We start from the raw sequence: 13,524 nt of genomic DNA, 5'->3' as shown, positions 1-13,524 counted from the left end.
TTACTAACTCCAAACTGAAACTCTAGTACCGCTACGCGGAATTCACGCATTCACTCATTGCAATTAATGGGGGCTTGTACCCAGAATTAAAAATGGTTAAATTCTGCTTAATTTTCTTCATTTTGAACTTTGAATTTTGAATTTTGAATTCAAAAAAGGTCAATAATGCCAATCATTGTCACTAATAAATATCATCCACCTGAGGTTGAGCATAGACCGAGCTATCCGGCGAAGACGCAGGTAACGATACCCGTTGCGCGTTGCGACGCATCGCCGTAATCCGCTCCGCATCCCGTAACGCCAATGGGTTAATTGTAGACCGCTCGGATAACAAATCTGCTACATCAATCCGACCAGGATGACCCTCACAATATGCCTTAGTTGCTGCCTTGGAAACAATAGTGGCAACTTCAGAATTCGAGCATTTGTGGGTTCGTTTCAAAACACTCATCCACTGCTCAAAACTATAAGCATCTCCGGCGACAAACCGGGAATCATATTTAGCTAAATGCTTGACAAATACATCTTTCCGCTCTCCAGCATTGGGCAAATCCACAAAATACAAATAATCAAACCGTCCGGCTCTCGTCAACTCAGGTGGTAAATAGTTTAACCTATTAACACTCGCCAAAACCAATACAGGCGCCGTTCTATCATTCATCCACGTTAACAACTTTCCAGTTAATCGACGAGCCACACCCCCATCCGCATTCGAGTCAAACCCCGCTAACCCTTTATCCATATCATCAAAGTACAACACTACCGGAGCGCAGCTTTCAGCCAGCATTAGTAACCGCCTGAGATTGGCTTCACTTTCAGCCGGCGTAATACCAATCAACGCCCCCCAATCTGCCAAAATTAAAGGCACACCCATCCGTGAAGCGCAACGCCTCGCCCCATAGCTTTTTCCTGTACCGGGAGGTCCCACCATTATCACTCCTTTGGGAATTGACAGGTTATACTTTTGGGCTTCGGGTTCTAAGAGTCGGGCAAATTTAGTAAACTCTTCTTGGAGTAAATCTAATCCCCCTAACTCGACATCGGGTTCAGCCACAAACTGAATGTTGAATCGCTTTAATTTAGCGATTTTGTAATCCCTCATCAAAGTGGAACTGTGACGAGTCAAGCTGCCTTGTTGAGTAGCAATCAGTCTTAAGCCAGACTCAATTTCCGATAAAGTTAACCCCGCCGCCGCCCGACTTAATCTATCTCGTTCTTGCTGATTCAGACTAATAGCAATTCCCCGGTCAGAGGCTAAACGGGGGAGAAATCTTTCCAGGTGATTGCCAATTTCTAAGACGGAAGGGAGGGGAGTAACCACAACCGGAATCGCCTCTTCAAGTTCCGGGGAAAGCGTAGCCGCTGCGCCCAGGAGGAGTAAGCGTTTTACCTGACCCGTGCTTTGAGAAAACTCTCGTAAGGAGGTGGCTAAGTTCAAAATCTGAGAACTGAGATAGTCGCTCAACCATAAATACTTCGAGTCGCCGGAAAAAGTCGCTGGTTTGCCACTCAGCCACGGTAACAAATTCTCTACAATAAAAATCCCACTTTGGGGGAAGTCTTGTAAGAACTGTAAAATCTGAAATTGTTCGGCTATCTCCTCAGTGGAAACATCGGGGGGATGGTAGTCGGTTACTGGAGTGTAAATTAGAGATTTAGTCTCTGCACGTTCAGTCACGCGAGTTAATACCCTCTGACCCAAATTCCAAAGATAGCAATCGACCCCCATAGGATTAGCACAGTGTTGGAGAACATACGTGAGAAACTTTACTTTTTCCTGGTGGGGGGATTCGCAGGCAATAACGGGTTCGCCGGATACTAATAAATCCGGGAGGTCGTTTAAATTCGGCATAATCTTCGCTTGGCTTGAATTCTAGAGGCTCAATCTTGGGAATTAGCTCGGCATTTTCCCATTCTGGGTTTATCTGTTCGCTTTTCTTGTAGCTTTTGCTTTTTGACCCTTCGCTTGGCTCAAGGGTATATTTTTGACTTCGCCAAACTTCGGACTCCAGAATGTCCCTTTTTTTGTCCAAAAATAAGCGACATCCTTACATTTATGGTGGCGAGAAGCGGGATTGGCACACCGTAGCATTTTTTTAGGCTGACCCTCTTTCTGGTATTCATACAGTTCCAACGGTTTCCCACAACTTGGACAAGAATACTCGGTTAATTTAGAGGGGTCAGGTTTCGGTACAGAACGAGGGGAATGGGGTAACTCATAATTCCCGGCTTGAGGATTCCAAAACATTACCGTTCCACATCCCCCTTGGCGGTTATCGCAACTGAGGAAATGGTCGGCTTTGAGCTTCTGAGACTTAGAAAATACTTTGGTCATCAGATGCTGACATTGGGGACAGGGATAATCGGTTGGTTCAGTTGGAGGACGGTTTTGACGTTGACTATTGGGGATACGTTGAGACTGGGGTAGGATAGTTTTCAGTTGTGAAACAGCCGAGTTAAGCGCCGGGGCAAAGTAATCCCGATTCCAATCTGTTAAGTAATGCTCCCAGTCCAATTTCCCCGATGCTATTGCATCTAAATCGGATTCCATCTGGGCGGTGAATTCGGGCTGAATCAGGTCGGGTAATACCTGGGCTAAAAATGTATCCAGTTCCATCCCGAGTTGGGTTGGCTGTAGTTTCCCTTTGCTTAACTGAACGTAATCACGCGCTTTCAGGGTCTTAATTGTCGGCGCATAAGTGCTGGGACGACCAATCCCAGACCGTTCCATCACCTGCACCAGTTTGGGTTCACTGTAACGGGGAGGTGGCTGGGTTTGTTTCTTATCTGCACCCGCGTTATCGAGTGTCAGCGATTGTCCTTGCTGTAGTGCGGGTAATTGGGAATCGGCGGCGATGTTATTCCAATAGCGGGTATAACCGGGTATGATTAACACCTGTCCCCTGGCTTCCCAGAATACGTCCCCCGATTGGGTGACAATGCGAGTTTTAGACAGTTGAGCTGGACAGCATTGGGTTGCGATCGCGCGATGCCAAATTAAATCATACAGCTTCGCCTCGTCCCCGGTGAGTTGAGCCGATAATTGTTCTGGTGTGCGTTCAACATGGGTGGGACGGATGGCTTCGTGGGCTTCTTGCGCCCCGGATTTGGAGCGATGGGCGGTTACTTTAGCGGGTACATTATCCGGGTCATGGTGCAAAAGCCACTGCTTGGCGGCGGTACAAAATTCTGGAGAGAGGGCGACTGAATCGGTTCGCATATAGGTAATATGCCCAGCTTCATAGAGGTTTTGGGCAATTTTCATCGTCACCTCTGGATTCAGCTTGAGTTTAGCACCAGCGGTTTGCTGTAGGGTGGAGGTGGTGAATGCGGCTGGGGGAGATTGGTTGACTCTCTTGCCCTCTACACTGATAACATGATGGGAATGAGAACGGGCAATGGCGACTAATTGGTCAGCTTCTTCCTGAGAGAGTACCCGTTTCCCTTCAGCGACTGGATGCTCTTCTCCCGTATCATCTGGCTGATTCCTGGTTTTATCCCGAGAATGCTCCCGTTGCGTCGTTTGCGGCTGAGTTCGACCCGCGTAAAGGGCTTTAAATCCCTGCTGATACTCAACCCAGACGACCCAATAATCCTGGGGTTTAAATGCCAAAATCTCTTGTTCTCGCTTCACCAGAAGATGCAACGTCGCACTCTGTACCCGTCCCATGGACTTGCAGCCGTTATTCAAGCGCCAGACTAACTGGCTACCCTTATATCCGACTAATTTATCCAGACAATCCCTGGCGCGTCCGGCGGCGATAAGGTTTGAGTCAAGGGTTTTGGGATTTGCAATCGCGCGTTCTACGGCGGTTTTGGTAATCTCAGTATAGGTAACCCGTAGGGGATTGTTCAAGTGTAACGCTTGGGTCAAATGCCAGCCAATGGTTTCCCCTTCTCGGTCTGGGTCAGTCCCCAAGTAAATTCGGTCGGCTTGGCGGACGGCTTGACGCAATTCAGACAGGATTTTCTTGGCTTGTGAACTGCGAGGAATGTAACGACAGTGAATATGGGAACCGTCCAAGTCAAATCCTAGAGAATCTTCACCATCATCGGCTAATTCCCGAACATGACCCATACTGGCTTTGACTGTCCAGCCAGCACCGAGAATGGATTTGAGTTTTTTGACCTTACCGCCTGATTCAATAATTAATAGATTCGCCATGACTCTCTTGAGTTTACTTAGGGGTGAATGTGAACGTGTTTACAATTCCCTTGCAGAGTTTGGGGGAGACGGATAAACATTTTTGGGCGCAACTGACGACGCTGGGACTTTAGCCGCAGAAATGATGGCTTCGGGGTTAGCATCCTGACGAATTAACTCAGTCTTCTTCTGAGTCAGAAATTGGCTCAAACTTGAGGAGGTTGGCAAATCAATCTCAGCTTGCTGCAACTGTTTCTGATAACCCAAACAAAATTCATACGCCACCATTTGCTCGGCTTCGGACAGTTTTCCTTGATGGGAACGGATACGGTTGAGCAAAAATCTGCCTGTTGGGTCATTATTGAGTACAGTTAGTCTTTTCCCAGGGTAATCTTCCTCATTTTCACGCTTAACATCCAGGTTTTTCAAATGCTGTAACGCCTTAAACAAATCGGGCTGAATATCTAAGGGTCGTGATGTCATAAAAGGCACAGGTGCAGCCACAGCCGTTCTTGAGGGTAACTCAGCCGCAAGATATTGAGAATGCTGGGCAATTTCTTTCAACGACGCCATATCTCCTTGATTGAGTTTCAGGGTATCCAGCTGCACCGATATACCCCTATCCCCTCGCTGTGCTGTATAGGATAATAATTCCCCGCGACCATCGTTTGAATGCATCGATACTTTGGTTCCATCTTCCCCCCTTTCCCGCGTCAGGGTATAACCGCCAACAATCACCTGAACGTTGGCTTCATTGGGTTCAACACCCATTTGGTTAATGGTATGGTTGATTAGTCCAAACGCCTTCATCCCCTTCAAATCGCTCAAGACTTTATGGGAACCTTGAGGAGATAATGCTCCCAACGTCGCTACTTTTCTAGCCAAATCTCCCACATCAGCACCTTCGAGTTGGCTTCCCGCCTTCAGGTTGCGGTAGACGCTCAAGAATTCAGCTTTTTCCGGGGAAGAAAGCTTGTTTTCTCCCCAAATGGCTGGACCATTCTCAGTCAGATAGAAATTCATTTTGGTCTGACTTCTATCCGTCGCATCGCTAATGGAATAGACATCACCAATCTGACGAATAGCATAGCCATCTCCCCGATACACCTTCTCAGGCTGTTGGGTGAGGGGATTAATTTCCATCTGACCCTGATTGTCCAAGAGGGTGGCGGCGACTAACGCCACTTTTCTATCGTCCATTGATGTGAATTTCGCCTTAGTCCCAGCGACCAGCTTATCCACAAAATTCAGTTGGCTTTCTGGCTTTTCACTATCCCTCCCCAAACCGAATTCTGGCTGGCGAGGTGAAAATCTATCGTTCTCTTTTACCTCGGACTCCTGAGAATCCCGGCTCAAAGCTGACTCAAAAAACCCAGCCGTTGCGCCAATTCCGAGTTGGGATAAACTCTGTGATACAGCTAGCAACTGTTGAGCCAGTTTAGCATAATCTTCGGCTATTTGCTGATGGTTTGACATGATCAACAATTCAAAATTAAAAGTTCTCTAAAATAACCCACTATACGCCCCCACAGGACTGGCGGCTGGGTCATCGGTAGACTGAGGAATGGGAAATAGTCGTTCGACTTCTGCTTTCCGCTCCTCTGTATCTTGTTCGGTTGGTACAATCTGGGTGCTTTTTTTAATCAGCCAATCGACCAAGTTTTGCCAATTCCTTTCGTTATCAGCTTTAATCGCTTCTAGGTCTTTTGAGAGCTTAAATTGCTGCTTGATTGGTACATAAGATTCAGTGTTATTCCCATAAGCGGGACTGATAATAACACCAGCACCTGGCGGGAGTTTATTAAACTGAGCGGGTTCCATCAGTTTACGGGTTTTATCCTGGTCTGATGTCGAGCGCGTAGTTTTCCCTTGGCTGACACTTCGGGATTTTTGCTTATAGGAAATCTCTTCATCTCCTAAGAAATTGCTAAAACTATGCGCTGACTCGTATTCTCCTAAATTAAATAAAAATTTGGTATTCGTCCCCGTGATTATCGTCTTAGCGTTTTCTTTGCCGTAATTTTTCTCAATTTGTGATAACCCCTGCGCTCCTAGTATTCCACAAAACCCCTCACTTCTCGATTCGTTCAGCCATTTCGCAATGTGAGGTAGGTAGAGAGTGGGAAATTCATCCAGACAGACGATTAAAGGGTCTTGGCGGCGCTTGGCAATATTTCGGGCAATTAGCATGTGCATCACGCTACAGAGTAAGGGAGCGCTAACCGCTTCTCGCTCTCTATCCATGCCAAAAATTACTATTTGCTTGCCTTTGAGATCCAAGGGTAGGGTCGTTTCTCCGACAAAACATCCCAGGGTATTCTTTTTCATAAACCGGGTAAACATAAGGCTGGCAGAACCCGCAATTCCGGCAACGGTTTTCTCAGAATCGGCGCTGGAAAATAACTGACCAAAGGATAATCGTATCCACGGATTCATGTTGGCAGCAATTAATCGCGACACCATCTTTTCTGAACTGAGGATTTGAGCCGCCATCATGATGTCAGGATATTGAGTGCTTTTGGTGAGCATGAGAATAGCTTCTACTAATTGGTCACCGGCTGGACCAAAGAAGGGGTCTTCTTGTCCTTGAGAAATCTGTTTGAAGTTCTTGTTAATGACTGTACCAATTTGTCTGGCGCTTTCTCCGTCTGTCTCATCTCTTAAAAAATCTAACGGGTTACATACCTCTGATTCGGGCAACCCAGGTGCAAAAACATGGACATCGTAACCCTGTCGCTTGGCAAATACAGCCATTTTGGATTGGGAGGGATATTTGAAATCGTACATAATGATAGGAAACCCTTGATCCACGGCTGAATAGAGCATGGGATCAATGGCTGAAGCAGTTTTCCCTGAACCCGGCGCTCCTAACACCAATGTCCCTCGCTGAACGTCAGGAACGTAAAATAAACCCTTGTCTTTCGGGGTGGGTTTGACTGAAGAACGATACGGTTTATTGGGTTTATTTTTAGGCTGTTTCGGACGACCAATATAGAGGGAAGCGCTATCGCACTTGGGATTTTCTATTTGCGCGATCGCTTTTTTCTTGGCTTTATTGCACTCCTTTCTCCCCCCAAAATAACTGGTAGCTAGTTTACCTTTCTTTTGGTGCCCAGAGAGCAGATTCATCAATCCTATCCCCAGCACACAGGCAACCAGCATCCCCCCTTGGGGTGTAAAGAGTTGTTGCTCCAATTGTTCAACATAATGGTTAGGCTCAAACTTAGTCGAACTCGCTGGGGTTGAAGTCGGGATTTGAGCCATACTGTGGTAGTGATTCACGATTTCTCCTTACTTTTCTCAAATTCTTGATTCACTTGCACAAAAGTATTGCCGTTGTAGCAATAGGACAAGTTCTTAAAGGGATTGGTTTTTTCCCGAACTCCCAGGGAAATATTTAAACAGTTAACGCCTTGGTGTTTTCGGCTTTCGATGAGAGAAATGCGAGGGGGGATATCAAAAGGTTTAGGGAGCAGTACCCGCAGCACTTTTTGATAAGCTCCGGTATCTAAATCCCTGAGATAGACAGCAAACAAACAACCGCCTTTACCGCAAAGCTTGGGTTCATTAAAATCAAAGACGAATAGGGGTGAGGATTGTCCTGATGGTTGAATTGTCAGAAATGCCATCTGAGAAAACGGGTCAGTTTCTGCCGATTCCCAGTGATTTTCCTGCACTACCTGTTGCAGCAAGGCGGCATCAAGTTGGGAGGCACTTTGCCACTTCTGCTGCTGATGGCTATCAAGTATCCTGGGGAAAACAAGCGCACCACCGATTACGGTACTCAAGGCAAAAAACCCTGTTAAGAAAAGTCGTCGTTTAGGCTTCTTAGATGGGGAATATATCATTATTTTGCTTCGCTACCAATTCAAAGTATTCCAATTGAAGGCGTGAAGTTTGAATTAAGGGTTGACATCAGGTTCGCCTCAACAGTTATTATTTCCTTGTATCTTGCTCCTTCCCTTGGAGCCTTCTACCTTCTTGTCACCGCTAACGTTGGTTACTCCAGACGCTTTCTACCCCGATAGCGCTGGTAACGAGTTAACACTTGAGAGCCATAACCTTGAACTGTCAGAGATGAGGCTGTACCAATAGCAGCATCAGGCGGTACAGCTATCCCACCCCAATAAATCTGTGCCATGCGTTCGATTACGCGATCGCCTGTAAAGGGTCTCCCGGTTGTAGGATCAGTTTGTCCCTTGGTAATCTCTAATAGGGTTTGCAGTTGAGCGTGAAAAACCTGATCTTGAGTAGCTTGGGGGAATACCGCCAGCAATTCTGGCTCACTTACTATTTCCCCAGCATCCAGGCGTGAGAGTACCCCTGTACCTCCTTCCGCTTGCTGGATAGCAGCACGAACCTCCGGCTGCTGACTCGATAACCCATACCGTCCCAAGGCGGAGGTGCAATAATTAGAGGCGCAAACGGTTTGCGTCACCGCCCCATAATCCCCAGTAGCTTGACCGGATATGCCATCAACGGCGACCAAAGCCTGAGCGACGGCACTCAACTCAACCGAACTAGCCGTCGAATTAGATAAGGTGGGTGAAGTTGGGGGGGTAGCCGACGTAGCTTGAGTTGAATTTTCAGTTACACTTCTGGCTGCACCCGATAAAGCCGCACGAGAACCACCATCGCCACCGGGAGGATTCAGCGGAAACCCTAAAAAGATGGAGTCCATTTCCCTGTAGGTGAGAAAAGGTACTGGACCGATAAAATAGGGTGAACAACCCAGGTCAGGAATTCCTCGCTTACAGATGCGGAAAAACATCGCCTGCTGCATAATACCAGAGGCGGCATCGGTTTCCCAAACCACCACTTTGAACGCTTTGCCAAAAGGATGGCGTCCCGTGGGTTCCTTCCCGTTGTTGAGGGCTTTGAGAACTCCAAATCCCCCCTCGACGTCCTGGAATTTGCCACTAATCCAGTGGGTACCTTGAATCTTATCGGTTCCTTCTAGTTCAATATGGGCGCAGTCGGTATCGCAAGGAACGTTGAATCCGACTTGATCACCACCACTAATTGAGCGATAGCGATCGCCTTCCGGTTGTTGGAGTACCAGATCCACCTTACCTACTGCACTTCCAAAAGGCGCCGCTGATACGGGAAACTGGTCAAATGGCACTCGGTCTAATCCAGGGACGTTGCCAATTAAGGTGTCTTGCCAGTTATGAAAGTTTTCTAACGTCGCCAAGTCGATTCCAGGGATATCCAACAGGTTGTAGTTGGCTAAATTTAGCTCTCCCATACTCAAAAACTCAGCTTGGGGAAACTGTTGCAAGACTTCGGCAACGGTCATGTTGGGGTTAAATCCTGTCGGTAAAAATTGAGCGAATAAGTCATAGAGAGGTGGCACTTGTTCCACGTTTAAGGGCAGCAAACTCGGAATCGCTTCTGTCAAATCTGCCACAGTTTGCCACTCCATTAGTACCAAATCGGCTAAGGAATAGGAACCCAAGGAAATGCCGGATAACTGCTCGATAGTCGCCAGATTAAATCGCTGCAATTTGAAAGCTTCTTCAAAATCCCCCAACTCTAAATACTCGCTGGGAAGTTGCCCTTCACTCCATTGTCGTACTTTCCCGTCAGGTAATTCAATCACTCCACTGCTGCTAATGCCGGGTAGATTGCTAAAGGTAATTTGGCTCCAATTCGGAACGGGAGCGCCATTAAAGTTGGATACAGGAATTTGGGGATTCTGCTGTGGGGTCTGGGTGTTAGCGCTAGCTGCCTCTATTATTTTCCCGGTTAAATTCAAATATTGCCAGGGGTGGAAGGTAGAAAAACCGTGCAGCACTAAGCCAATCATTAATCCCAGGAACAAAAAGAACTGCCACTGAAAGGCTAAATTAGTCTCTCGCTCCCTTTTGGAATTAGAATCCGGAGATTCTACGGTTTTTAATTGCAAGTTAGATGGGTTGGATGTCATGGTTAAGCTATTCCCGGTTTCATTGGCAATAGATAGTGTTAGAAACTTCTTGTTTCCCTATCACCGCGTCAGGAGCATCAGTTTCTACAGTCATTTATATCTGATTTCAATCGTAGAGTGTTTATTTATAATCCACATTGACCATCTGGATAGTTTATTCTTTGACCCAAAGAGGTAAAAGAAATAAACTCAATTAAACGAATTAGCTAAAAACGACCATTAGTATTGACACAAAAAAACAGCGCTATTTTCAGCGCTGAATTTTATCCAATCAATTCAACCAACTAAATAGAAAAATCAGGTATCGTTGAGCCTCGACTGCCCAGAGAATTTAATCGCCGCACCAAGGCTAGAGAAATTTGCGCTTGAGCAGCGGCTTGTTCCACGGTTTGACCATTGTTCAGCAACCCAAAAAATGTTTCTATGCGATTCCATAAAGGGTCATTGGGAGAAATTTGCTGATTCTTCTGGGCTACTTCAAGTCCCTGGCGAATACTAGCAATCAGAATTTGGTTCCTAACTGACAAAGGTGCGGGAGTAATCTCAATTGTGCTGTATTCCGGCTGTCCAGTACCAGTTAATAGTCGGAAACTATAAATTTTTCGCTGTCCATTGACTGCTTCTGTAATCACCGTCAAGTGAGCGCCACTTCCAGAAGGGGTTCGAGGTAAACCGGGGAAATTGATTGGTTTAATGCGGCGAATGTGCAACACACTGGCTCCCGGTTCGGCACAAGAATCCGCTGATAAATTTTCCAGACAGCCATCTACATTCAACACAAATTGCGCTGGGTCATCCAACCACACTTTCCTTATGGTTTCTCCCACAGTTATAAAGCTAAGATTGACTCCATGAGCTTCCCAGATTTTCAGGTCTATTGTCCGCTGAGTATCACTGCTGATTTGCCGAGTAGCCAGCGCTAAACCTGAAGAGCTTAAACCACCACTAACTGTGGTAAGAGCAGTTGCCAATAGTCCAGCACTTAAGACTTGTTTCCAACTGGGTTTCCTGCTAATTTTTATCATGTTGAACCACACCCTTAATTCACTTGAAAACTACTATCAACCACGACATAAAGTTCCGTTCCCCGCTCGACGACCCACAGGGGATTATCATTAATCCGCTCCATTGCCTCAGCGGTTGCTTGTTGAGTTCTTTGCTCAATGCTTTCCTGTAACACCCCGAACGCTCCTTCAACAAAGGCACCAGGTAAATTGCGATCGCTCTTTGTTGTAGTCTTACGAATTCGGATGGTACCATTGGGACGTTCGTCTTCGAGGGTCTCCTCGCTTTCGGGGCGGGTCAGTTCCTCCCCGACTCGTGCCAAACCGCCCACAAGACCTAAGGTCACGTCATAGCCTAACAGTTCGTCTCCAATGTCTTCGTGCTTGGAGGCGACTAACGGACGACCCTGTTGACCGCGCACACTCATCGCTCCGTCCGGAACCGCATACTCTGTGCCATCTATAGCAATCGCCTTAACGGCTAGCTGCACCAACTCCCCAGAAGTACTCTGCCTTTGTAACAGCAGTCGGGAACCTGCGGGGATGGCTATTTGCCCCTGATTATCGAGTAAGGGTTCTTGAAGCTGAGCGGTGAAGATTAAAGTATCCGGGGAGTCTGCTTGGGAGGATGCCCACATAATTGGGGTTTCCAGCACGGCGCTAGCCCCCTCGCCCGCGACTAAATAGTTGGCAGTTGTCCCTGATAGAATCCTGGCTTCGGCTTCTAAGTCGTAGCCTGAGGCTGAAACCGTTGTTGAGACGGGGGCGGTTGGCAAACGCGGCTCCCAGGAAGGAACGCTTTGGATGGTTTGGTTCTCTGTAGTCTCGACATTGGCTATAGGAGTTGTGGGGGTCTTAGCTTCTGAATAGGGAATTTGCCCGTAACTCCCGGCTGAAGCCAGCATCAGCCATTTTTCATAAGGGTCTATTTCTTCACCCCCAGCTCTTTTGGCGGGTTGAACCCCTGGGTTACTCGCGGGTTTGGGTTGGGGAGTTGGCAACGGCTGTGCTATTTGCCGAGGTTGAGGTTGAGGACGAGGTTGAGGACGAGGTTGAGAAACAAGTTGTCTAGGTCGCTCTCGTTGGGGAATCGATACAGCTACAGGCGTTTGTACGGGTTCAGGCTCTATCGGCGTTTCTTCAGGTTGGGGTAAGGGTTGAGTTGGTAAATTGGCTGGCTGTTGAGGCTGTAGTTCTCCCAAGGCGGCTAACTCTTCTCTTTGTTGTGCCAGGGCTATTTCGGTTTTCAAAGCGCCATCGGGTTGTGGTGGTGCTTCGGCTTCTATGACGTTCTCTTCGACTGGTGCCGCAGGGTTTTCGACTACCCGAGTTGAGTTGTTAATCAGAGTCCACAACCCACCCGCTCCAAATACCAAAATACCAATCGCTCCCCCAACTAAAGCAATCCGACTACCAGCCATATCGGCGATGGAATGTTGGGTGGCAATAGCGGCTGGGTCATCTTCTCCATCCTCGAAGATGTTTTCATTCTCCTCAACAACGGTTTCCGGCTCAGAATCGAGTTCGGACATGCCTAACAATTGGGCTACTGTTGGCGTTTCTGTTTGTTCAACGTCTCTTTGTTGTTTATCTGATATCATTTCAAGTCTTTCCTTTCCAAATCAACAATTCCTGTGATTTCCAAACCAGAGCTTCGCATTCGGTAAATGGTGCGAGCCAATTCTGTGGCTTCGGGGGGTGGCATTTGAGGCGTATCAACGGCTCGTAAAAATATCGTTTTGTTAAATGGGACTCCTTTACCGCTGTTGTCACCCCGCTCAAAGGTTACTAATGTCGCGACTAAATCAACTTGCCAACGCCCCTCTCCAATCTTTTGCGGTTCTGAGACATGGCGGGGAATTAGGGCAACGCGCACCTGCCCGTTTTTGAATACCCCTTCGGGCGTTAATTGAGCCAATTCCCGCAGGAATTCTTGGCGAAAATTTCCTTCGTCAGTAATGGAAAATGCCGCGTGCCATGCTCCTGTTGTGACTCGTCCGCTTTGATGTGACTTATTACCTCCCTTAATGACTACTCCTGAATCGAGAGCGGGAGTCGCTTGATCTGAGTTGGACTCGCTTAAGCTAGAGGGTAATACGCCGTCCCAATTAAAGAGCAGAACAAAAGTATCAGAAACAAATTTTTTAATTACCTCCGGAGTGCGATCATTTTTACCCAAAGGCGCAACAGTTATGGTGCTGCCATCTGCCAGTTGCACCAAGGTTGGCACTTCTTTTTGGGCAACTCGGTGAGTGGCTCCATAATTAGCAATTAACAGTAATAAGCTTAGACTGCTAATCGCCACCGAAGCAATAGACATCGCCGCCACACTGCTGGGGACTGAATTTCCAAAACTTAAAAATCTGTAGTCACTCGGTTTCTTTAATCTGTTGATTGGTTGAGTCACAATTTCCTCCTTTTAACCACCCGTTCATTGTTGATTGTTG

The 13,524-nt window shown here is 47.2% G+C and carries 9 protein-coding genes; all 9 read right to left on the bottom strand.

What is annotated here, in order from left to right; translation table 11 throughout:
* Nucleotides 1-181 precede the first annotated feature (181 nt).
* The 9 genes from ACLGGO_RS13250 to ACLGGO_RS13210 all read right to left on the bottom strand — a co-directional run bounded on the left by ACLGGO_RS13250 (nucleotide 182) and on the right by ACLGGO_RS13210 (nucleotide 13,484).
* On the bottom strand, nucleotides 182-1,852 hold the full coding sequence (locus tag ACLGGO_RS13250; RefSeq protein WP_446419667.1) for an AAA family ATPase: 1,671 nt from the start codon (nucleotides 1,850-1,852) through the stop codon (nucleotides 182-184).
* 69 nt (nucleotides 1,853-1,921) lie between these two features.
* Entirely contained in the window at nucleotides 1,922-4,165 is a 2,244-nt protein-coding gene (gene topA, locus ACLGGO_RS13245) for a type I DNA topoisomerase (RefSeq protein WP_446419666.1), read from the bottom strand.
* A gap of 39 nt (nucleotides 4,166-4,204) precedes the next feature.
* Nucleotides 4,205-5,620 (bottom strand): hypothetical protein, encoded by a 1,416-nt coding sequence (locus ACLGGO_RS13240; RefSeq protein ID WP_446419665.1) that lies wholly within the window; start codon nucleotides 5,618-5,620, stop codon nucleotides 4,205-4,207.
* Nucleotides 5,621-5,647: 27 nt separating this feature from the next.
* Nucleotides 5,648-7,426, bottom strand: coding sequence for a type IV secretory system conjugative DNA transfer family protein (locus ACLGGO_RS13235; RefSeq protein ID WP_446419664.1), 1,779 nt, complete (start codon nucleotides 7,424-7,426; stop codon nucleotides 5,648-5,650).
* Nucleotides 7,423-7,992: a hypothetical protein gene (locus ACLGGO_RS13230; RefSeq protein ID WP_446419663.1), complete on the bottom strand. Its 570-nt coding sequence runs from the start codon at nucleotides 7,990-7,992 to the stop codon at nucleotides 7,423-7,425. Before ACLGGO_RS13230 ends, ACLGGO_RS13235 begins: the two co-directional genes overlap by 4 nt.
* 152 nt (nucleotides 7,993-8,144) lie before the next feature.
* Nucleotides 8,145-10,073: a hypothetical protein gene (locus ACLGGO_RS13225; protein ID WP_446419662.1), complete on the bottom strand. Its 1,929-nt coding sequence runs from the start codon at nucleotides 10,071-10,073 to the stop codon at nucleotides 8,145-8,147.
* A 284-nt stretch (nucleotides 10,074-10,357) separates the two neighbouring features.
* Nucleotides 10,358-11,098 (bottom strand): hypothetical protein, encoded by a 741-nt coding sequence (locus tag ACLGGO_RS13220; RefSeq protein ID WP_446419661.1) that lies wholly within the window; start codon nucleotides 11,096-11,098, stop codon nucleotides 10,358-10,360.
* Between the two features lie 14 nt (nucleotides 11,099-11,112).
* On the bottom strand, nucleotides 11,113-12,678 hold the full coding sequence (locus tag ACLGGO_RS13215) for a TrbI/VirB10 family protein (protein WP_446415871.1): 1,566 nt from the start codon (nucleotides 12,676-12,678) through the stop codon (nucleotides 11,113-11,115).
* Nucleotides 12,675-13,484, bottom strand: a complete 810-nt coding sequence (locus ACLGGO_RS13210; RefSeq protein ID WP_446419660.1) for a hypothetical protein — start codon at nucleotides 13,482-13,484, stop codon at nucleotides 12,675-12,677. Before ACLGGO_RS13210 ends, ACLGGO_RS13215 begins: the two co-directional genes overlap by 4 nt.
* Between the last annotated feature and the right edge of the window lie 40 nt (nucleotides 13,485-13,524).

The organism is Coleofasciculus sp. (genome assembly GCF_046565525.1).
Classification (GTDB): Bacteria; Cyanobacteriota; Cyanobacteriia; order Cyanobacteriales; family Coleofasciculaceae; genus Coleofasciculus.
Note: the sequence above shows the minus strand (reverse complement) of the source record. Positions and strands in the feature narration are given on the sequence as shown.

Bases quoted from the DNA above. Each gene is read 5' to 3' on its own strand.
- ACLGGO_RS13250 (WP_446419667.1), bottom strand. From the start codon at position 1,852: ATGCCGAATTTAAACGACCTCCCGGATTTATTAGTATCCGGCGAACCC.
- topA (WP_446419666.1), bottom strand. From the start codon at position 4,165: ATGGCGAATCTATTAATTATTGAATCAGGCGGTAAGGTCAAAAAACTC.
- ACLGGO_RS13240 (WP_446419665.1), bottom strand. From the start codon at position 5,620: ATGTCAAACCATCAGCAAATAGCCGAAGATTATGCTAAACTGGCTCAA.
- ACLGGO_RS13230 (WP_446419663.1), bottom strand. From the start codon at position 7,992: ATGATATATTCCCCATCTAAGAAGCCTAAACGACGACTTTTCTTAACA.
- ACLGGO_RS13225 (WP_446419662.1), bottom strand. From the start codon at position 10,073: ATGACATCCAACCCATCTAACTTGCAATTAAAAACCGTAGAATCTCCG.
- ACLGGO_RS13220 (WP_446419661.1), bottom strand. From the start codon at position 11,098: ATGATAAAAATTAGCAGGAAACCCAGTTGGAAACAAGTCTTAAGTGCT.
- ACLGGO_RS13215 (WP_446415871.1), bottom strand. From the start codon at position 12,678: ATGATATCAGATAAACAACAAAGAGACGTTGAACAAACAGAAACGCCA.